Origin of the sequence: Shewanella algicola, from assembly GCF_014648035.1 — a bacterium.
GTDB classification, from domain to species: Bacteria; Pseudomonadota; Gammaproteobacteria; order Enterobacterales; family Shewanellaceae; genus Shewanella; species Shewanella algicola.
In genome coordinates this window covers 1-21,794 of sequence record NZ_BMQI01000067.1, presented here as the reverse complement: position 1 = coordinate 21,794, position 21,794 = coordinate 1, and the positions used below count along the sequence as shown (strand labels likewise).

Here is a 21,794-nt window from a genome sequence, read left to right as displayed (position 1 = left end):
TAAAGAAGACATAACCTTAGATGGGATTTATGTCAGACTTAATACTTAAGGTCCAGTGTATGATGCTCATATAGGTTAACTAATATAGTGAGCGTTAATAAATCCAATTTATCTAATTCAATCGGTTTCATATCAATGTCTCCTGTTGCAAATGCAACCTATAATATTAACCAAATACCAAATATATGATAACGATATTTTAATTATTTACTATTTAGTTAACCTAGATCATTAAATCCACAAAGCTAAATTTCTAAAAAACACAAAGTAGCCACGAATTACAATTTACGTAATCCCTATTTGAGCAAAATAGATTTCAACTAACCATAATTGCATAACTAGCATTACTCATTAATGCTTTATTTATTACTCAAAAACCTAAAACAAAAAGATAAAAACAGTGAATTAGAGCCAACCCTAAACTCTCACCAACAATCAGCAACTCATTATGATTTATTGATTAAGATCAATTAAGTCGACCACATCAGGCATAGTATTGATCATGCATCTACGACAAAGGATGGTTTAAAAAAAATAATTTTAAAATGCGTTTGGGAGGTATATATGTTTACTTCAGTCTTTTTAAGTTATGCGTTTGTGTACTCAGTTCTGTTTATTGCCGTTCCTTTTATCATTGTCATGTTTATTATGACATGTATTAAGTTCTTCAAAACAGATCACGAAGAGCACACTGTCACGCTCAAAAAAGCGCTTTTTGACACCCAAAGCTTTGATTTCATGAAATCACTACAAGCAATGGTGGGAGGAAAGTACGACGTTTGCTGCAATGTCCCCATGGATAATGTGTTTGAAATGGATGCCCATACCGCAGCCGAAAACCACACGAAACTCGATTACGTAGTCATAGACCATGACTCATCTGAAGTGAAATTGATTATCTCTGATTTCAGTAAAGAAGATGACGCTAACGCGAAAAGTTTATTCGAGAAATTCAATGTGAAATTGGTTGAAATGGCTCGGGGCAAACCTTACGACGTGCAGATGTTACAAGGCGTGTTACCTGCGTGACCCCCCTGTCGGGTGGCAGTTTACTACTCTCACCCGACATTTCCTGTGATTCAACCATTGTAGAGAGGACTGGTTATGTCCCGTATAAACTGGCTACTGATGTTAAGTGCAAGTGTATTATCGCTTGCCCTTATTAGTCAGCAAGCACATTGCAATGACTCTACTGAGCAAATTAACAATGACTCGTGCATGAAATGCCATAAACGCAATGGCAAAATGCAGGGACATCACGCCCTCGATGAGCTTAATTTAAGCTGCAGTTCTTGTCATGGTGAAAAAGGTAATCACCCTAAAAAACCGAATGATTTAATGGTGTTTTCAGCCGACAGCGACCTAGCAGTTGCGACCCAAAACAATGTCTGCTTAACATGCCATATCCCTAAAAAGTTAGCCGATACTGAGTGGACTCATAATGTACATGCGCAAAAAGTTGCGTGCAGTGCATGCCATCAATTGCATCCGCAAACTGACAGAATAATGACCTTAACAACCAAACAACGTAGTGATGAATGTCAGCGTTGTCATAGTGTGCAGAGGTAATACATTATGGAAAATTCAAGAAGAGATTTCCTGAGAAGAACCTGTGCATTAGTTGCGGGAGTGTCAGTTTCTCCTTTCGCAGTCAATGGCACCACAGATGCAGAAACTGAACAAGCCATAAAGTACGCCATCATTCACGATGAAACCAAATGCATTGGCTGTAATGCCTGCGTTGAAGCGTGCCGTGAAACCAACCATGTACCGGAAGGCGTAACTCGCTTAAGCATCGAAAAAAAAGGCCCTTATGGTGAGTACCCTAATCAGTATTACCACTTTACCCGCCACTCTTGCGAGCATTGTGAAGACGCGCCTTGTGTCAATGTGTGCCCAACAGGTGCGGCTTATATTGATAAAAAAACCGGTATTGTGTCGGTGCATGCTGATAAATGCGTAGGTTGCCAATATTGCCTTTTAGCTTGCCCTTATGAAATACGCTTTATCAATCCAGTCACTAAAGCGGCCGACAAGTGCGACTTTTGTAAAGAGACAAATCTTAAACAAGGTAAACAGCCTGCCTGTGTTGAAGCCTGTCCAACTAATGCATTGGTGTTTGGTAACCTTAAAGATCCCGACTCGTTAATCGTTGCAACCTTAAAGGCTAATGCGACTCAACGAAACAAACAAGATTTAGGCACCCGCCCTAAACTGTTTAGAATTACCGCCAAACCAGGGGAGATTACATTATGAGTGCCTTCCACTTTGACTCGTTAGTCTGGCATTGGCCGATTGCCATTTATCTGTTTTTGGCTGGGGTGTCTGCTGGGGCGATGTTTTTTGCTGTGCTGTTAAAGCATGCGTGTCTTAAAGACCAAGCTTATCGGTCTGGTTTTGTGCAAGCTGCCTGTATTGTCGCTCCTATTGCGGTGTTAGCAGGGCTGGGTATTTTGGTGCTCGACTTAACCAAGCCTTTTGAGTTTTGGAAAATATTAGTTTTTTACAACCCAACCTCGGTGATGTCCTTAGGCGTTGTGGTGCTGATGATTTACCAGGTATTTATGTATGCCTGGATAGCCATCACCTTTCGTAAACCTATTGAAGATTGGTGTCGACCACGGTTTGCATTTATCACTAAGCTCAGTGAAAAATTAGCCGCGTATGAGGCCAGTGTGACCGGATTATTGATTATATTTTCGGTGGCATTAGGGGCGTATACCGGCTTTTTACTTTCAGCCCAACCGCGCTTTCCAATGCTAAACAACCCTGTATTACCTTTACTGTTTTTAGCTTCTGGTTTGTCGTCTGGTTCTGCAGCCTCTTTATTAGGCGGGGTGTTACTTAACGGCAATCCTAACGGTAAAGAAGTACACTTTATTCACCGTGTTGAAATCCCGTTAATTTTGGGCGAAATCGTACTTATGTTTACCTTCTTTGCTGGGCTTATTCTCAGTGGAGGCCAAAGTAAAATGGCGGCCTTTACTGCCATTGGCGAAGGATTTTGGGGATGGGTATTTTGGTTCGGTATTATGGGATTGGGATTGTCTGCGCCTTTAGCCATGAACCTGTTTATGACTGCCACCTCAAAACGTAAGTTTTCATACGTGGCCGGTACAGCGTGTTTAAGTTTACTTGGGGTGATTTTACTGCGTAACTTTATTCTTTACACTGGCCAGATGACGATAAGCTAATAAATTAAAAACAATAAATTCAACAAGATCAAAGGGCGTATATTGACAAAATATACGCCCTTTGATCTTGTTTATAACTGAGTAAATTGCCGGATTAAGTTGTGATACACATTGTGTAAATTGTCGAGTTCAGCGCGATCAGTTTTGTTGGCGTTAATCAGCTTTTGAATACTTTGATCAAGTTGATACAAGGTTTGGCGTAGATTTGAATCAGCCACCATGCTTTGCATCCAAGTAATGGCTGCAACACGCTGGCCGCGAGTAACTGCAGTGACTTTATGTAAACTGCTTGATGGATACACTACGGCATACCCGGCTGGCAGTTTAATTTGCTGCTGACCAAACTCAGTAGAGATAACCAATTCACCGCCGTCGTATTCTTCTGGCTCACTTAAAAACACCGTCATCGATACATCGCTGCGGATCACCTTACTGGTATGGGGAATACGCATAATCGCAGCATCCACATGGTAGCCATATTCTTCGGTTTCGCTGTAGCGGTTAAAACACGGTGGGAAAATTTTATGCGGTAATGCCGCTGAAACGATTTTAGGCGTGTCACCAATACGTGCTAATAACTGATTAGCCAGTTGCTGTACCTTGGCGTCTTGCGCATCAGCTTGATGATTTTGTTTAACAGATGCTGCCATCCCCATTGCCGTTTGGCGACCGTCGCCCCAGGGACATTGCGCCAGCTGCTGACGATAAGCGCTAACCTGCTCTTTACTGAGCACTTTTTCTATAACAACCATACTGACTTCCAAAATCAAAAAACCAACGCTTAGCTTGCAACTAAGCGTTGGTGTTAGTGGTTAACTAATCAATGATTAACCTTGTATTGTTAACAACGGATTAAAATTCGTATGTCATCGACAGTCTTGAATTACGCGCATCACCTAGGTACATAAATGCACCTGAACGATATGCTGCTGTCCAATACTCTTCGTCCATTACATTACCCACATTTAAGCGGAATGTTAAGGATTCAGTGGCATTGTAACTGGCAAATAAATCAACCACTTGATAGCTAGGTACTTCAATACTGTAACGTTCATTTGTGCTGTCGTAACCTGCGGCAGTATCTGGTTGTCCGCCGAACATCTCGCTTTGATAAGTGTAGCTACCGCCGATAACAAATGATTCTGTTAACTGGTAACGTAACTGTAAATACGCGCTTTCGTCGGCAAAGTTACTGAGTGCTAAACCAATGTTTGCTGGGGCGTAAGAATCCAATACTTCTGAATCCATTTTAGCCGCCGAAAATTGTATGCTCAGCTTGTCTGTAATGTTACCAACCATGCCAAACTCAATCCCTTTAACCCGGTTTTCACCTGTGTTTAAGGTACCTAGCGTTGAATAACTGTCGCCTACACTTTCCATTACATCACTTTTAGTGATTTGGAAAATAGACGCTGAGAACATCATTTTATCGTCAAATAACATCCACTTGGTGCCAAGCTCAATGTTTTCTACGATTTCAGCATCGGCTTCTGCAGCTTGTTCTTGTGTTCCGCAAATACCGCCATAACCACAGTTGCCGCCTAAATCAGACTCGCCACCATTGATGTTAGTTGCCGTGCTGTAGTTGGCGTAAATATTGGCATCTTCGGATAAATCATAAACTAAACCAAAATTATAGTTATACATGGTGTCTGAAAAGGCATAAAGCACTTCACCAGCACGGCCAGTTGTGTCATTACTGTAATCGTAACTATCAAGCCTTAAACCATAAAACATCGACAGCTGTTCAGTCAGTTCTACATTGTCCATCATGTATGCGGACACAGTTTCGATGTCGTATATGGCATCCGACTCACCCTTAACATAGCTGCGCCCCATAAGCTGGCTAATGTTATCTACGGTGTTACCATCGCCATCAATAATACAGTATGACTCAGACACGCCGCGGCGACCATTTGTAGAACAGTTCGTTGGATTGTTGTTGGTAATGTTATACACACCGTTATCAACGTTTTCGTCTGTGTATTCCAAACCAAACACTAGCTGGTTGTTAAAGCCAAAGATTTGGGTGTTCCAGAATAAATTAAACTGGGTGCTAAAATAATCTACATCTTGATTACCCTGGTGAGTACTGAGCCTTAAGGTATCTTCACCAGGCGCAGTTGCATCGGTATCGGCACGAGTTGTACCACTCATACCTGTAGTGATGTAGCCGTTTTCGGTATGACCCACACGAGTGGCATTATACAGGGTAATGTCATTATTTAGTTCGTATTCAGTACGCAGGGTAAAGGTGGTCACCTCTGAGTCTAAAAAGTCACCGTCTTGCGCATAGACTGGAATATCTTCTAATGGCTTACGAGTGTCCTGGTCAAAGTAGCTGCCTAAATCGGGCACGTCTTCTGCGTTTAAGTGGTAAACGTCTGCAGTAAATGTGAGTGCATCTGTAGTTTCATACACACCCGATAACTGTACACCTTCGCGTTTGCTGCTAATGCCTTCACGGCCTGGCTTATCTTCTTCTGCAGTTAAACCGTTTAATCGTACTGCGACTTTATCAGACAGCGGTAAGTTGTAGTCAATGGTGATACGGCTGTGATCGTCAGTACCAATGCCTAAATCGACACGGCCAAAGTCATAGGCGACTGAAGCTTTTTTGGTGACGGAGTTAATCGCACCACCTGATGAACCACGGCCAGCAAAGGTTGAACTTGGGCCTTTGGTAATTTCAACACGTTCTGTAGCAAAGCTTTCACGGGTTGTCATGCCAGGGTCACGTAGACCATCAACAAACACGTCGCTGCGCGCTTCGTGGCCACGAATAATATAACGGTCGCCAAACGCATTACCGTTTTCACCTGTACCTAGGGTTACACCCGCCTGGGCTGACAAAATGTCTTTTAAGTCTGTGTTGCCTGATTCTTGAATTTGGTCTTGGGTTAATACCGTAATAACCTGTGGCGTGTCGACTAACTCTGCTAGACGGCGTTTGTCGGCCGAACTGTTAAACATGTAAACCGAATTTTGCACACCATGTACACGAATGCGCTCGATAGACTCGTCAGTTTCTGCTGGCTTGCAGTTGGCTAAAATATCCTTATCACAAGTTTCATTATTGGTGTCAGCCGCATAAATCGCTGGACTGCCAAACACTAATGCAGCAGTAACAGCCTGTGCACCTAATGACAACTTATTGTAACTGTTCGATTTCATCTCTAATATCATCCCATTATTATTTAGCGTTTACGAAAGTTAAATTATGTGACGCACTTTACATAAACGCGATAGAGATCACAAACACGAATCATTATCATTTGTGTAAAGATTGTAATCTTAGATGTGTATTTGCGCTGCAACTGATGACAATTAACAACAAGGTAAAGGTAACGTTGACACAAAATAACCTAAGCACACTGCCAATAATGGCTTAGGCAGCGTGAGTATAAGCACAATGAAGGAGTAAGAAGTTGAGCGGTAACGTTGGGAGAAAGCTTGTTAAGCTATTTGGTATAACTCGAGTGGCAAGCCGTCAGGATCGCTAAAAAAAGTGTATTGCTTGTGGGTGTACTCATCGACTCGAATAGACTCAACCTCTACACCATGTTGTTGTAAATGTTGTACGACTTGGTTGATATCGTCGACTTTAAACGCTAAATGTCGTAATCCTTGCGCCTCGGGAAAGCTCGGTCTTGGTGGGGCAGCATTAAACGAAAATAATTCTATTTGGCTACCGTCTGGTAGGGCAAGATCCAGTTTGTAGGAATCGCGCGCTTGCCGATAGTTTTCGGCAATAATTTTGAGCCCTAGAACCTGAGAAACGCTTTTGAGCGAGGATAATTGCCACAAATGATGGCCACATGATGAATGCCTTTTAGCATAATGCTCCTGCTTTTAATAAGCTGAATGCGGGATAAATAATAAAACCCTGATAGCACGAGTCTATCAGGGTTTTAATTAGCATTAAAAGTGGTTACAGCTTAAGGCAACTAATGAGTTATCTCGCAGTTATCTCTAAGTAACCTACAGCATTTATACGCCTACTGCACCACCATCATCTTTACGGATCATCACGGTCGCTGCGCGTGGACGCACTGTGATACCAGCAGGCGTGGCTTCGTCTGCTTTATCAGAATATGGCCAGTTACCTGGATGCTGAATATTAGCAAAGATAGTGGTGTAATCAGGGGTAATTGCAAAACCGGTGACTTCACAACCGTTTGGCCCAACAAAGAAACGCTTCAACTGGGTTTGGTTGTCGGCATTCACCACCTGCTGATTACCGCCTGCATCTACCATGGTTGATGGCACAATCGCTAACATTTGGTCGTTAGTTTCTTCTTTCACTTCAGAGGCGCCATTATCGGTTTGCACCCATAAAATACCTCGAGTATCAAACGCTAACCCATCAGGGCTAGCAAACTGGTTTAAATCTGTTAAGCCAGATAAATTGGTTTCTGCATCGCCATCATCGGGGGATCCAAAGACAAAGATATCCCAGCTAAACTCAGTGGCAGCGTCGCCTTCATCCCAACGGATAATATGACCAAAGTTATTATTTAAACGTGGATTAGCAGGGTTAGTGCTATCGGTACGCTTACTATTATTGGTTAATGTAAGATAAACCGTGCCAGTAAATGGATCTACCGCTGCCCATTCTGGACGGTCCATTGGGGTCGCGCCAACAAGATCCGCAGCGCCAGCCGTATTTAAGATAATCGCGGCTTGTGAGTCAAAGCTGCTCGCAAGTGTGCTGCCATCGGTAGTCACACCGTCTAGGGTTAACGGTAGCCATTCACCCAAGCCATCTTCGCTAAACTTAGCCACATATAATGTGCCGGCATTCATATACTTATCGCCTACAGTTAAGCGATTAGTACTGTTAGCATCAGCTGCGTCCCACACTGCGTCAGACACAAATTTATACAGGTATTCAAAGCGAGAATCGTGACCAGAATAAAAAGTAATTGGTTTGCCTTCTTCAAGCTTACCGAACACACAACCTTCATGGCGGAAGCGGCCTAATGCGGTACGTTTGGTGGCGCGAGAATTAGGGTTATATGGGTCAATTTCTACAATATAACCATGGCCATTGGCTTCGTTACGGTAATCGTTAGCAGCACTTGTAGCGGTTGGCGTGACATCAAAACGAGCAAACTCGTCTAAACGTTCATCATCATTTCCGGCTAAATGGTTCCAGCCATAACGCGTATCAGAGGTTGAAATACCAATTCGAGTTTGCTCTGCTGTTAAGGTGCCTTTATTAACGAAGTAGCCAGGCCAGTTTTCTTCACAAGTTAAATACGTGCCCCAAGGCGTATAGCCATTACCACAGTTATTTAACGTACCACGCGCTTGGCTACCGTCTGGCGAGTAGCGCGTTTCAAGGTATGAGCTGTAGGCCAAAGGGCCTGCAATATCCATTACGGTTGCGCCTGTAAAACGACGGTTATAACTGTCATTTTCGACCACTTGCCACATGCCAGACACCAGCTTAATGCGTACTACTGAGACGCCATGAGCGTTGATTTCTTTGCGTATTTCGTCGATAACAGTGCGTTTGCCATCTGTGTCGTAAGTTGGGCCTGTTGAATGTAATGCACTTTGGTCAATGTACTCGTGGTTAATACACAACAAGCCGTCATCACCGGCATCATTGAGCGGGAAGAAATGCATGCCATCATGATGCATACCCACAGAATTGGCCTGATCTTCAGCGGTGTTGCTTCCGTCATCTTTCCATGCTGCGGCTTTTGAGTTAAGCGGCGTGCCCCAAGGCGCTAATACATAGGCTGAATAGCCCGCAGGAATGGCCACTGCATCGGTTTTAGAACCGGCAATAGACTCAAAACCTAACACGGCTGAACTTTGTGCTGGCGCTGTCGGTGTGGTTGGCGTTTCAGGAGTACTGTTATCATCATTATCAGAACCACAGGCGCTTAATCCGAAACCACCAAAGGCGGTCATGGCGCTTAGGCCCAAACCACGCTTAACAAAATTACGGCGTGATAAGTGAGCGTCCATTACTTCGTTAAATGGGGTATTTTTGCTTTTATTAAAACGAGTTGGGTTAAACGTCGCCTTGCTCATATGTATTCCTTGTGTATGCTCAAAATTAACTGCAGGTATGATTATTCGACAGATAAGATAAGCATCTAATGTGACAGCAAGGTTCAAAAATCATGACAATAATATGGCATTTAAAAGACAGCTGATGTGCAACTAGCATCAGACAATTATGCAATGACTATTACCTTTTATGACGAGAAGGACGTTGGCCTAAGGCTTTTTTACGCGCTTGTTGCTTAAGAGCACCTTTGGTGGTTTTTCTAGTAGTAACAGCCATTTGAGTTAAATCTGGCTCAAATCCTGTTAACCATTGTTGCGGGAGGCGACGGTCTAAAAAGGTTTCTAATTTTATCAATAACGGCTCGTCATCAACGCTCAGTAACGTGATTGCCTGCCCCTGATTACCTGCACGGCCTGTACGGCCAATTCGGTGAACATAGTCTTCAACTTGAAACGGTAACTCCATATTCACGACGTAATTCAACTCGTTAATATCTAAGCCTCTGGCTGCAACATCGGTGGCCACCAGCGCGGTAAGCTCGCCACTTTTAAACTGGCTTAGCACTTGCTCACGCACGACTTGTGATAAATCGGCATGAAACGCCTCAGCGCTCACACCCTCATGCTTCATTTGTTTAACGAGGGCATCGGCACCTTGTTTGGTGCGGCTAAAAATCAAGGTTTGTTGCCATTTTTCAAGTTTAATTAAATGACACAATGCCGCACACTTTCGGTTGCTGTCGAGGTTATAAACGCGTTCAACAATACTCGCGGCGGTAGTGTTACGCTTGGCCACTTCAATCACTTTAGGTGATTGTAATAAGCGTTTACTAAAGCTAAACATGCGGTCATCTAACGTGGCTGAAAACAACAGTGTTTGCCGGGTTTTAGGCACTTGCTTTAGTACATCAATTATCTCGTCTTTAAAGCCCATATCCAGCATACGGTCGGCTTCATCAAACACAAGGTGTGTTAACTGCGATAAGGTCAATGCACGCTTACGGAGCAAATCGAGTAATCTACCTGGGGTTGCCACCAAAATATCTACGCCACCAGCAAGTTGGCGAATTTGTGCGCCAATACTCACGCCGCCATATACCATCACACAGCTAATGTCGCTACCATGAGCATATTGCTCAATACTGTGATGAACCTGTTGTGCTAACTCGCGGGTAGGCACTAACACTAGGGCACGAATAACCTTAATGGCTTCTTTAGGACTGAGCGCTTGCTGACTCAAAATTGACTGTAATATAGGCAATGCAAATGCCGCCGTTTTACCTGTGCCAGTTTGCGCCCCAGCCATGACATCTTTACCGCTTAAAATCACCGGAATAGCCTGCAATTGGATTGGGGTCGCTTGCTGATAATTAAGCCCAGCTAAACGGGTCATTAACGAAGGGTGTAGCGATAATTCAACAAAAGACATAACAGCTCCAAACAGGTGGATGCGCAGTTTATCATGCCCATTCGCATCAAAACAAAAACTCGTAATGACATTGTGTTATGACTTAATGTGACGTTTAACGCATACCTAGCAAAGCGTCACAAATAGTACTTGACTACAAAGGTGGGACTTATACAGTTTAAACATGTAAAATATTTATATATTTAAACTGTTTGCTATAAACCACTTTATTACGAGGCATCACCATGAGTTTTTCAATCAGCGGTATTTTTAAACCAGCCAAACAAACTGAACCAGTTAGTCATGTTGCGCCAAAATCTGAACCGGAAAACACAGCACCCAAAACAGAAACATCACAAAAAAATGAAGGCAATGGCGGCAGCTGTTGTGGTGGATGTGGCGGTGCGGGTCATTAACTTGTAACGTTATCGCGCTTAAATATTAATAAGTTATCTTTAGTAAATAACGATGAATATTGCGCGGTAACATCCACAAACCCATTGGCCTGAGCAACCTTTAACGAGCCCTGGTTTTGTAAATCAATATAGGCGTAAACCGGGCTGGTTATATATTGCTGTAAGAACAAATTAAGCGCTTGCGTCGCGATCCCCTTCCCCCAATATTTACGCCCAATCCAATAGCCAATTAAACGCACTTCTGGTTCATTTTCGGTGGCTAACTCATCATTAATCCACGACACCAAATGGCCAACTAATATGTTGTCATGCCAAATACCGATTGCGATAGCTTGGTCGTTGGCAAAAATATTTTGTCGCCAATGCTGATAAAACGCCGCACGTTCACGTGCCGGAACATCGGCCATATTATTGGCGATGGGGTCATTTTGAAATTCAAATAGTAAACTTAAATCACGTTCGCTAACGTCTTTAAGATAAATATTCATTGCGCTTCGTTCACCTATAGGTTGTACAACCAAGATCATTTATATTGGCGTTAAGGGCGTTATAGCAAAGGAGATAGCATGAAACACATTAGTACTTGGCAATGGCTCGGATTTGCAGGTTTAATTCCGTTTATTGTATTAAGCCTATTGGCGTTTAATCATAGTGTGCTATCACCTGAGCATACCTTACTTGGCTTTATTAGTTACAGTGCAATTATTTTAAGTTTTATGGCGGGCACATTATGGGGAAAAGCCGTTGTGCTTAGCCCCGATGATAATATCGCTAAGTTATTAATTGTCAGTAACGTTATTGCGCTAGGTTGCTGGATTGCACTATTAACGCCGTTTGAATTGTCGGCATTGATCTTATTGCTTAGTGGTTATTTATACCTGCTTTTTGTTGAGTTTAAGGCCAAGCAATTATCAAGTTCTGCCAGCTACATGACGCTGCGCACTATACTCACCAGTGTGGTTGCTTTATGTCATGCGGTGGTAATGCTTAGCTTGTATCAATAGTCTTGTATCAATCGTTTTCAATATAAACAGCCCAAAGGTTGATGGGCTGTTTACGCAATCATTTTAGTTAAATCACAACCCTGCCTGACACTGCTCGGTTTGATTAATCATTGGCGACAAGATTGGCATCATACCTTTAAGCACTTGCAATGGCAGTGCGGAGGTAAAGCTGAAATCATCGGCTTTTTCACCCGGCACAAATGCCGTTAAGGTACCAAAGTGGCGATCGCCCAAGTAAAACACAAAGGTCGCAGTGCGGTTAATGGCAGTTGATGCGACCTTACGGCCGTCACGAATTTCGGTTGCGATACGGTTGTCGCCAGTACCGGTTTTACCGCCCATAACAATTGCCTGGCCTTGATTATCCATCAAGCTACCATTAAGGCGTCTGGCAGTACCATTTTGCACCACATTAGCTAAAGCACGCTTAAGGGCTCTAGCCACTTCTTGATGCATTACCCGAGTGACCATTTGCTTGTTATTGGCTAATGTCACTTCATATGGGGTGTTTTTAGCAAATTGCAGTTCATCTATACGTACGGTTGGGAAACGATAACCGTCATTTTGAATAATGCCCATTAGTTCAGCTAATGCTGCGGGTCTGTCGCCCGAACTGCCTAACGCAGAGCCTAGCGACGGCACCATATATTCAAACGGGTAACCCATACGGACCCAACGTTGGTGAATACTTAAAAACGCTTCAACCTCTAACATCACCTGAATACGCACATCGCGGGCATTTTGATGGCGGGTTCTAAATAACCAACGATACACCTCTTGTAACTGGGGTTGTGCATCGTCTAATACCTGGGTTAAGCCAGTTTCAGGATACTCATTTAAGTAACGTAGTACCCATAGCTCAAGTGGATGCACTCGAGCAATATAGCCCTGGTCGGCCAGGTTAAACTTGTCTTCGCCGTACTTGTTATACAGTGCGTTAATCTCTTTATCGCTAAAATGTTTGGCTGGCAAACGCGCATTTAAAAACGCTTTAAGTTCACGGGCGCCATCGTAAGGTTTTACATAGCGATACACTGCCGATAATTTTTGTTCTTGCTGTGCGATACCGTCAAATAACACTTCTAAGCGTTGCTCGGGTGCGAGTTGTCGGTACTTACGATAAAAGCGTTTTACAAATGAGCTTCCTTCACGTTTAGCAAAGGCTTTTAGGTATTCTTCGCGGCGCGGGTCTTTGTCATTACGTAATAATTGCGACACACTGCCTTCACTATTGTAACTACTGCTGTAACTGACAATGTCTTGCATTAAGCGCACGAACGGTAAGTTTATCGACTCTTGCAGGGCTTGATATAAAGTGGGAACACGACTGTTTTCTTTCTTGTTAAAGTTATTAAACACATGCAAGCCGCCCCCCGTGAAAAAACGTTCATCTGGCGAGGCTGAATATTCGCGTTGTAAGGCTGCATCGAGCATACGGGTTAAGTTACGATCACGCGTGGTTATCAAATAGTCGACTACCCAACGGGTAATATGATCTTTTCGCTCCACATCAACCTGGCGTAAATCGGCTACTGTCATGGCCGAAAAGCGCTGCTGCAGCTCGGCAATGATGTCTAAATACGTTGCCAATACTCGCAGTTTAGCGGTAGAGCCGAGTTCTAGTTTACTGCCTTCATTAATGTCAAAAGGTTGGTCGATACTGTCGGTTTGAATACGCACTCTGTTGGCGCTGTCGGTGCTTTCGTACAAGGTAAAGCTATACAGCACTTTGTCGAGTTGTTGCGCCGACAATAAACGCTGACCTAATAAGCCAATGCGCTCTGCTGAATTGACTTGCGCTAAGCTACGTAAGTAATCACTCACTTTTTGCTGTAAATCACCATGAAATGTACTGTTAATGGCTAAATCGTAACGGTCTAAATCATATAAATTAAGGTCTAACATGCCTGCAGTGCGAATGCGCACCGCATTAATACCTTTATTATTGGTTTGGTTAGTAGTGGCTAACTTAGTGGTATTGAAGGTTAACGAGCTCTCTAGCGCAGCCACCATTAACTTGGTTTCAATTAAGCTGTCACGACCTAATAAGCGTAAGTAACTGTCGACCAATGACTCTAAATCATCGTGGCCTTGTAGTAAGTAATATGACGGACGACGCTGAGCAATCATAAGCGCGACGATTTCTCTAAATACTTTGCCGCGCTGCGCACCATTTTGTGGCGTGTGTCGGCTAAGTAATAACTGGTTTGCTTGGGCAAAGTCGGTTTTAAACCACGCCCATAACCCATCACCTATACCGTGAACTTCACCAAAACCAGGGGCCGATGATAACGGCACCGTGTTAAGGTAATCTTGCACAATACGCTGACGCGCATTAACGGTATTTTCGCCTTGCTGATATACCCGCACAATGGCCGAACCAATTTGCAGCAATTTATCTTTAATGCTTAAGGTTAAGCCATGATTTGAATGCCTAAACTTTTCAATTTGGGTGGCTAATGTGCTGCCACCAGCCTTTGACATATCTACACCCACCAGTTCGGCAACTTGGCTCGCTGCAGCCAATACAAAACGAGGCCAATCGACCACTGGGTTATAGTTGGTTTCAGGGCTAAGCATTTCGCGGTTTTCGATAAACAGCAAGGTACTCATGACTTGTTGCGGTATGGTGTCTTGGTCTTGATAGACACGTTTAGGGTACGAGAAGTCGAACACCGTCATGGCGCGGCAATCTCTAATCAACAGACCTGATTGGGATTTTTCGTGATACGGTGGAAAAAAGCCCTTTTCGGTGTAATCCATTAACATTGGCGAAAATACCACTTGTTGAGTAATCTGGTAATTACGCTCGATTAGGCGTTCAATTTTTTTCGGTAGTTGGCTATAGCCATGCCTATCATCAAAGGGGCCATATTCAGGATAAATCACCGCATTACTACGATAATCACGTTTTTTATAGGTGAGCTTGCTGGCATACTGGTGCAGAAAATGCGATTGGTAATAAGATGTCCTGACTTCGAACTCAAGCAAATAAGCCGTCGCCAATATCAGGATCACCCATAAAATACCGGCTTTGCTTTTACGAGCTTTAACCGGCTTGGCCGTAGACTCTTTTGGACGATAATTATCAAACTGACGCTCAGTAGGCTGACTCGACACAAACACTCCAACTAACCCATAAAACCAAGATAATGCACAATGTGTTTTTTGACTGATATGATGTCAATCTCGTTAATTTTATCAGATGGATAAAGCGATTAGATATAGACAAAATAACTAAATAACCTGAGCTCGGGATAAATATTGCTTTTTAGCTCGTTTAAGCCGTTTTGGTTATTACCACGATATTTTTATATAAAAACGACATTTCAGCTTGAGGACAGTTTTGAATACACAAGCATCATCGCAAGTCGATTTTCCCGCCATAAGATTGGGGCTCGCAATGTGGTCGCAAAACCATTGGCAACATACTGTTTATGGTCATAACGACCCCAGTCAGCGACTTGCCCGTTACGCTGAAATATTTAATACCGTTGAAGGCAACACCACCTTTTATGCTACGCCATCGTTACAGCAAGCCCAAATTTGGCGTGATGTCGTTAATGACAACTTTCGTTTTACCTTTAAACTGCCCAAACTCATTACTCACGAATTAATGCTGCAAGACGCCAATATTGCAGTGCAGCAATTTTTTTCGGCAATGGCACCATTAATCGACGTGACAGGCATGTGGAAAATTCAATTACCCGCCAGTTTTGGTCCGCAACATTTACCCGTGTTAGCCCAGTTCTTAACTCAGGTACCTCAAGGGTTAACCTATGGTGTCGAGGTTCGTCATCAAGCCTTTTTTGCCAAAGGTGATGCCGAGCGAGACCTTAACCGTCTGCTTATCAATTACCAGTGTAATCGCATTATTATGGACACTCGGCCAGTATTTGCAGCGCCACCAACCACGGCCGCGGTAATTGACGCTCATCAAAAAAAGCCCAAAGTGCCAGTGCATGCCATCGCAACGGCGCAACATCCGGTGGTACGATTTATTGGTCATCCACAGGCGGAGTCGAATGTGAACTTTTTTCAAAACTGGCTTAAGCAATTGCCATTATGGGTGGCCGAGGGCAAACAGCCGTATGTGTTTATTCACACCCCAGACAATCATGATGCGCCGCAATTAGCTGTCGATTTATATCGCTTATTGCAACAACAGGTCATGCACACTCCCACGCCACTAAGCGACATTAACTTACTGGCACAGCATCAAGATGCGACAGCGCAAATGGGCTTGGATTTGTAGCCATTAATGCAACGATTTTCAGCAGACAGCATTAAGAATAATATACCCAATCAATGCCTTGCCTAAACACCTGTAAAGTCTTGCTGAAATCGAGCATCTTCAGGTTGTTTGGGTATAAAACAGTTTATGATATTATCTGCGCCGATCCAGCCTGCCAGTGCAGCGCGTTTATGTTGATAAAGGAACCGCTATGAGTGAATCTGCAACCCGTTTAAATAAATACATCAGCGAGAGTGGGATCTGCTCACGCCGAGAAGCCGATCGCTTCATTGAACAGGGCAATGTATTTATTAACGGCAAACGCGCCAAAATTGGCGACACGGTTGAGTTTGGTGACAAAGTGAAAGTCAACGGCCAGGATATTGAACCGCGTGATGAAGCCGATTTAGTGTTTATTGCGCTAAACAAACCTGTTGGTATTGTGAGTACCACCGAAGGTACTGAGCGCGACAATATTGTCGATTTTGTTAACCACAGCGAACGAATTTTTCCGATTGGTCGCCTAGATAAAGACTCGCAAGGGTTGATATTTTTAACTAACAATGGCGATTTAGTGAATAAAATTTTGCGTGCGGGCAATAACCACGACAAAGAATACGTCGTCACCGTCAACAAACCCATCACCGATGATTTTATTAAGGGTATGGCCGCAGGCGTGCCCATATTGGGCGTAGTAACCAAAAAGTGTAAGGTTGAACAAGTGTCACCTTACGCATTTAAAATTGTGTTAGTCCAAGGCCTTAACCGTCAAATCCGCCGCATGTGCGAATACTTCAACTTTGAAGTCACCAAGCTTGAGCGCCAATCAATAATGAATGTGTCGCTTAAAGGATTACCCATTGGTGAATGGCGTGACCTAGACGAGCAAGAGCTCAGCACTTTAATGAAGTTGATTGAACACTCGTCGTCTGAAGTGAAAAAAGCGCCTAAAAAGCCCAAGAAAAAGCCATTAAAAAGCCTGCGTGACACCATTGAAGGCCCAGAGCACTTTATGCAAGGCAGAGGCAGCAAGCCTAAAAAGCCCACCGCGAATAAAGGTAAATCAAACCATTCGCGCAAACCTAAGCGTTAACATATCCACAACATAACAACTAAATGGTAAAGAATAGGTGTTGCGCAAAAAAACACCTCCTTTACCGTATGCAACAAGATAATTATGTTGTAGTATATTGCCCTGTTCGTTTCATTAGCAAATATTAATACTGAATATGCCTTACAAACAGTGGCTTACACTTTAACCCTAACGTTAGCGTAATTTACATTTCAGCTTTTTAATATGCTTTACTCTGCTAGTAAAACATACAGCCTTGAATACAACCAACGTTGCCGATATGTATAAAATGTTAATAGCACTCTATTGGGGGTCTGGTTATATCAGTTCAAAAATGGTCGATAACCGAAAAGTTCAAACAATACCGCAAAGGGATGCGGCATTTTGACACAAGGAAAGTAACATGTTCAGTAAACATCTTCTTATTCTAGACTTCCCTTTGCACTTGCAAGAACCATTTCAGCATCTGGCAAACCTTATTGAATGTAATCTTATCTCATGCAATGCTAGTAGCGCATCAGCTGAGTTGTCGACGATTTCCGCCATTGAAAATAGTACCGCAATCCTTATCCATTACCTTGATAACCCCCTACAAAAAATAAGTTATTTGTCCAGAGATATACTCAAAAGCAACTTACATATCGCTTTTTGCCCCTCATTAAACATAGAGCTTGAGGTCATATTAATTGCATCTGGCTTTCATGGAGCAATAAGTGTCGATGAAAGCGTCGTGGATCAAATACAAAGAATAAAAAAAGTTGAAGACGGCGATATTGGCTTTAACGATAAAGCAATATCTAAGTATATTTTACAAAAAAAACGCGTACCTTCTTCCGCTAACCGCGCTAAAATCCTCGCCGTCACCACAAAAAAAGAACAGCAGATTTTATCCCTAATACTGCACGGGCTCACAAACGAAGAAGTTGCTAAAGAGCTCAACATTTCCGTTAATACGGTCAAAATGCACGTGCAAAATATTTATAAAAAAACCAAAATTAAAAATCGTGGCCAGCTCTTTGCGTTCGCTGCGGGTTAATCATTATTTTTTCTTTAATCAAACCACATCGTTGCAGTCTCCACTGTTTAACTCGACTCATATTAAGAGAGAGCTATAAATAATGGATTTCGATATCCCCCCCATTGCGCGGCTAAGACAGCGCAATACTTAGTAATGTAAGGACACATTAATGCATCATAAAAGTTTACTCGCCATCTTAATCTCTGGCACACTTCTCGTCGGTTGTGGCTCTGACGATGATAAAAGTACTGAGGTAACCCAGCCTGATTCGGGTACACCAACAACTCCAGTGTCTGAATATAACCATCAAATTGCTGGGGTAGCGGTTTATCAAGGGGCGTTATCTGGCGCCACTGTGTGTGCTGATTTAAATAAAAACCTAATTTGTGATAGCGATGAACCATTAGCAACGACTGACGCTGACGGTAACTATCAATTAGAGTGGACGAGCGAAGTTGAAACCCCAGACTATTATTTAGTGGCTAACTGGCAAGCAGCGACAGCAACGCAAGCCATTCAGGCCCGCTCTTTAGCGCTTAAGGTTAAAAACCCGGCTAACCGAGCAGCACCAAAAGCGATTGTTGATGATGCAGGACAAGGGACATTAATCGCAAACCCACAATATAATGGTGCGATTAACAACCTGACGCATATCAAGCAGTCTCGTGTGATAGAAATGATGAATCAAAACCTGTCTGACAGTGACATTAGTCAACTATCAACAGAGTTAGACGCACTATTAGCTATTTTGTATCAATTAGATGCCGACACTTTATACTCAGTTTCCGCTGAAACGTCAGCCACAGCTAATTTTATGCGTATAGACTATGCCATTGCCTATTTACAACAAGTTATCGCGACGCAAATTCCAAACGTTATTGCAGCAGAAAAAATCCTTGCCGCGACTTATGCTGAGCTTTGGCAAATATTAAGTGATAGTGGTCTGTCTATCGAAGAGTTCTTCTCGGATGACGCATTCACCTTAGCCATTAACATACTCTTTAGTGACTCTGCCATCGCATTAGGATTTACAGAATTACCTATCGATTCGCGTATTTTGTCACAAGATGATTGGGACCTTGTGCTAGGTAATATCATTAATGATGATGGTTTCACTAATACCTTATCTCTAACCTTATCTTCTGATCTGAGTGCATTTTCTATGCAAAATGCTGACAACACAAAAGTGTTAACCTGGATCTCCGCGCTGGCCGGCCAAGCCTTGGCATTTGAAGCGCCATTAGATGAAGACGATGACGAGCTTACCGAATGTTGGCACACAACAGACAAGCGCTGGTACACCGAAGACAATGGCCCAGTAACTGAGCCAAGCATTACGGGTAATACCTACAACACGGTTTATGCCGGAACGAATGTCCCTGTTACAATCGATATCAATAAAATCACTAACGCGAATACCAGTGATTTTTGGCAATCTGTGTTAAATACAGCTCCAGAAAAGCTAAAATTAGACGCATTAACCTGGCCAGATACCCTATATAGTTTAACGGTCACTCAAACCGAAGATGTAATGTGCCGAGTAGTTGAAGATTATGAGACGTATGAGCTATCAAGCTTTGTCACTGAAGAAACACTTTCGACAACAATGGTAGCCGAAGTTTTATTCGATTTTTATTTCCCGCTCGACATCATTATTGATGAAGAAGAGCAAACCATTGCTTTGCTTGATAGCGATGGCAGCATTGAACAACGTTATCAAATGACAAAAAGCACCAGTCCAAGTGATCATTTATTGATTAAAGTTGCTGAAATCGTCGAAGGCACCGCACAGGAATATGTCTATCCGGACTACTTCTTATTTATTGACCAGCAATTGATGAAAATTGAACTCAATGAAAAAATGCAAACATCTGCGTCCAATAATGTATCAGTCACCTTTGACAATAACACTGGGTTTACTCAAACGTTATATCAACACTTATATGATCAGGTTAATCCATTGGTACTTTAACTCTAGTCATATCACAATTTGTGTCGTCTAAATTAAGGCGCTTTCACAGATAACAATAAACCCCATAAGCAAAAGCGAATGGGGTTTATTTTTGATGCTGCATTATAATTGCGCGTTAATAAATGATCACTCACATAGGCTTTACTGCTCTTCTTCCGCTTGCATACGTTCAACATCTTGCTTGGTGTAACCCATGGCTTCGGTTATATAGCACATCTTCACAAGCTGAAACATTTGCACCAAACCACTCACCTGCCCGGCATGCATTTGTAAGTTTAATACTGCCATCGTAGCCGCCATTTCATCACCTGGTGCGACCGTACTGCTTAACTCAGATAAAGATTGATTCTTAGTCGCCACCTCATTAATAAGCTGATTATATTCAGTGACGTTTTCAGGTGTATAACAAGTAGAGGTTTTAGGTAACTGCGCTAAAAACTGCTCATACTCTTTGACAAACAGCTTAGCTTGCACCAACGTCTGCTCGCCGAGTGCTTGTAACTCTGCAACCTTACCACTTTGAAATACTGCAGCAGCATTACCCGACTCCATAAGTTGATTAAAATCGTCCATTAACACTAATTGCTTGTCGGATAAGACTTTTGCATCTTGGGCAATCGGTTTAGTTTTAGCCTCAAATGCATCAATAGCCCCCTGATTACTCGCCAATGCTGCAAAGCTCGTTGTGGTAATGGTTGTAGCCATGGCCACCAGCAAGCTAGCTTTTTTAAAAAATGATGAATGTTGCACTTGTTATCCTTAACAATTAAAAGTGATATAAATACGTTTTGCAGAATTGTTCTACAAAACACCCCATGAATAAACTCATCATACCTAGGCTTTTTAGCTGCTGCTAATAAGTAAACAGGAAAGGTAGGCTCCTACAATAACGAAATAATTTTCCACTGGTTTTGTAAATAGGCTAGTTTACAGTATCCACTCGCTTGACGAGGTTTGTTGGTTTTCGGTGAAACAGTATCAAAACGATATCCCACCCATACCTCAAGATCATGTCCATGCATCTGCGCAGATTGACGAACTAAATTATTGTTAGCGTTTTTAGCATCTTCAAATGCAAACTCGCGTCCTTCATCAATTCGGTAATTATCGATACCCAAATATGACTTGTTATAATATTTATCATGTAAGTCGGTTTGTAACCATCCCTTATATCGATCATATTTTGAGAGAGTTTTCCTCATTTAATCGCTCATACATCTTGGGCGGTAGATCGTTCAGTGATTCATGTGGCCGATCATAATTATATTCTTCAATCCAACTATCTGTGATTTCCCTAACCTCAGTCAAGCTATTGAACAAGTAACAATCTAATACTTCATTTCGGTAAGTGCGGTTGAATCGTTCGATATATGCATTTTGCGTAGCTTTTCCTGGCTTAATAAAATCTAACTTGATGCCATGTTGCTCAGCCCAAATCTCAAGTGCATG

General features: G+C 42.7%; 19 protein-coding genes and 1 pseudogene. 10 read left to right on the top strand and 10 right to left on the bottom strand.

The features are described 5' to 3' along the window. Positions 1–564 precede the first annotated feature (564 nt). The 4 genes from IEY42_RS19925 (at position 565) to nrfD (ending at position 3,194) form a co-directional block, all read left to right on the top strand. Positions 565–1,029 carry a hypothetical protein gene (locus IEY42_RS19925; RefSeq protein ID WP_188926974.1) on the top strand — a complete coding sequence of 155 codons (465 nt, stop codon included), beginning with the start codon at positions 565–567 and terminating at the stop codon, positions 1,027–1,029. Between the two features lie 75 nt (positions 1,030–1,104). Beyond that, positions 1,105–1,569, top strand: a complete 465-nt coding sequence (locus tag IEY42_RS19920; RefSeq protein WP_160053434.1) for a multiheme c-type cytochrome — start codon at positions 1,105–1,107, stop codon at positions 1,567–1,569. A gap of 6 nt (positions 1,570–1,575) precedes the next feature. Next, positions 1,576–2,256: a 4Fe-4S dicluster domain-containing protein gene (locus IEY42_RS19915; RefSeq protein ID WP_188926973.1), complete on the top strand. Its 681-nt coding sequence runs from the start codon at positions 1,576–1,578 to the stop codon at positions 2,254–2,256. Beyond that, entirely contained in the window at positions 2,253–3,194 is a 942-nt protein-coding gene (nrfD, locus tag IEY42_RS19910) for a cytochrome c nitrite reductase subunit NrfD (RefSeq protein ID WP_188926972.1), read from the top strand. Before IEY42_RS19915 ends, nrfD begins: the two co-directional genes overlap by 4 nt. A gap of 71 nt (positions 3,195–3,265) precedes the next feature. Here the strand turns inward: nrfD and IEY42_RS19905 are convergent, their stop codons facing one another. The 5 genes and pseudogenes from IEY42_RS19905 to IEY42_RS19885 form a co-directional block, all read right to left on the bottom strand. Continuing rightward, a complete protein-coding gene (locus IEY42_RS19905) occupies positions 3,266–3,946 on the bottom strand; it encodes a Fe2+-dependent dioxygenase (RefSeq protein WP_188926971.1) in 681 nt (226 codons plus the stop codon). Between the two features lie 100 nt (positions 3,947–4,046). Further along, on the bottom strand, positions 4,047–6,368 hold the full coding sequence (locus tag IEY42_RS19900) for a TonB-dependent receptor (RefSeq protein WP_188926970.1): 2,322 nt from the start codon (positions 6,366–6,368) through the stop codon (positions 4,047–4,049). Positions 6,369–6,650: 282 nt separating this feature from the next. Beyond that, positions 6,651–7,033 (bottom strand): annotated as a pseudogene (gloA2, locus tag IEY42_RS19895) (SMU1112c/YaeR family gloxylase I-like metalloprotein). Between the two features lie 151 nt (positions 7,034–7,184). Continuing rightward, positions 7,185–9,242: a PhoX family protein gene (locus IEY42_RS19890; RefSeq protein ID WP_188926969.1), complete on the bottom strand. Its 2,058-nt coding sequence runs from the start codon at positions 9,240–9,242 to the stop codon at positions 7,185–7,187. Between the two features lie 160 nt (positions 9,243–9,402). After that, on the bottom strand, positions 9,403–10,650 hold the full coding sequence (locus IEY42_RS19885; RefSeq protein WP_188926968.1) for a DEAD/DEAH box helicase: 1,248 nt from the start codon (positions 10,648–10,650) through the stop codon (positions 9,403–9,405). Between the two features lie 224 nt (positions 10,651–10,874). On the opposite strand from IEY42_RS19885, the gene IEY42_RS19880 reads away from it, so the two are divergent. Then, positions 10,875–11,045 (top strand): hypothetical protein, encoded by a 171-nt coding sequence (locus IEY42_RS19880; RefSeq protein WP_188926967.1) that lies wholly within the window; start codon positions 10,875–10,877, stop codon positions 11,043–11,045. Here IEY42_RS19880 and IEY42_RS19875 read toward each other — a convergent pair. Continuing rightward, a complete protein-coding gene (locus IEY42_RS19875; protein WP_188926966.1) occupies positions 11,042–11,533 on the bottom strand; it encodes a GNAT family N-acetyltransferase in 492 nt (163 codons plus the stop codon). The two genes, IEY42_RS19880 and IEY42_RS19875, sit on opposite strands and share 4 nt — an antisense overlap. A gap of 78 nt (positions 11,534–11,611) precedes the next feature. Here IEY42_RS19875 and IEY42_RS19870 point away from each other — a divergent pair, with 78 nt between their 5' ends. Further along, entirely contained in the window at positions 11,612–12,049 is a 438-nt protein-coding gene (locus IEY42_RS19870; protein WP_188926965.1) for a DUF3429 domain-containing protein, read from the top strand. A 72-nt stretch (positions 12,050–12,121) separates the two neighbouring features. On the opposite strand, the gene IEY42_RS19865 is transcribed toward IEY42_RS19870, so the two are convergent. Beyond that, positions 12,122–15,169, bottom strand: coding sequence for a transglycosylase domain-containing protein (locus IEY42_RS19865; protein WP_188926964.1), 3,048 nt, complete (start codon positions 15,167–15,169; stop codon positions 12,122–12,124). 226 nt (positions 15,170–15,395) lie between these two features. Between IEY42_RS19865 and IEY42_RS19860 the strand changes: the two genes are divergently transcribed. The 4 genes from IEY42_RS19860 to IEY42_RS19845 all read left to right on the top strand — a co-directional run bounded on the left by IEY42_RS19860 (position 15,396) and on the right by IEY42_RS19845 (position 20,345). Then, a complete protein-coding gene (locus IEY42_RS19860) occupies positions 15,396–16,304 on the top strand; it encodes a DUF72 domain-containing protein (RefSeq protein WP_505973596.1) in 909 nt (302 codons plus the stop codon). A gap of 190 nt (positions 16,305–16,494) precedes the next feature. Then, on the top strand, positions 16,495–17,376 hold the full coding sequence (rluF, locus tag IEY42_RS19855) for a 23S rRNA pseudouridine(2604) synthase RluF (protein ID WP_188918654.1): 882 nt from the start codon (positions 16,495–16,497) through the stop codon (positions 17,374–17,376). 382 nt (positions 17,377–17,758) lie between these two features. Then, entirely contained in the window at positions 17,759–18,391 is a 633-nt protein-coding gene (locus tag IEY42_RS19850) for a response regulator transcription factor (RefSeq protein ID WP_188926963.1), read from the top strand. Between the two features lie 151 nt (positions 18,392–18,542). After that, on the top strand, positions 18,543–20,345 hold the full coding sequence (locus tag IEY42_RS19845; RefSeq protein WP_188926962.1) for a hypothetical protein: 1,803 nt from the start codon (positions 18,543–18,545) through the stop codon (positions 20,343–20,345). Between the two features lie 141 nt (positions 20,346–20,486). Here IEY42_RS19845 and IEY42_RS19840 read toward each other — a convergent pair whose 3' ends face one another. The 3 genes from IEY42_RS19840 to IEY42_RS19830 form a co-directional block, all read right to left on the bottom strand. Continuing rightward, positions 20,487–21,095 carry a hypothetical protein gene (locus IEY42_RS19840; RefSeq protein ID WP_188926961.1) on the bottom strand — a complete coding sequence of 203 codons (609 nt, stop codon included), beginning with the start codon at positions 21,093–21,095 and terminating at the stop codon, positions 20,487–20,489. 131 nt (positions 21,096–21,226) lie between these two features. Then, positions 21,227–21,547 (bottom strand): hypothetical protein, encoded by a 321-nt coding sequence (locus tag IEY42_RS19835; protein WP_188926960.1) that lies wholly within the window; start codon positions 21,545–21,547, stop codon positions 21,227–21,229. Continuing rightward, positions 21,522–21,794 (bottom strand): integrase core domain-containing protein (locus IEY42_RS19830; RefSeq protein ID WP_188926959.1); only part of this gene is annotated, 273 nt, incomplete at its 5' end. The genes IEY42_RS19835 and IEY42_RS19830, both read right to left, overlap by 26 nt.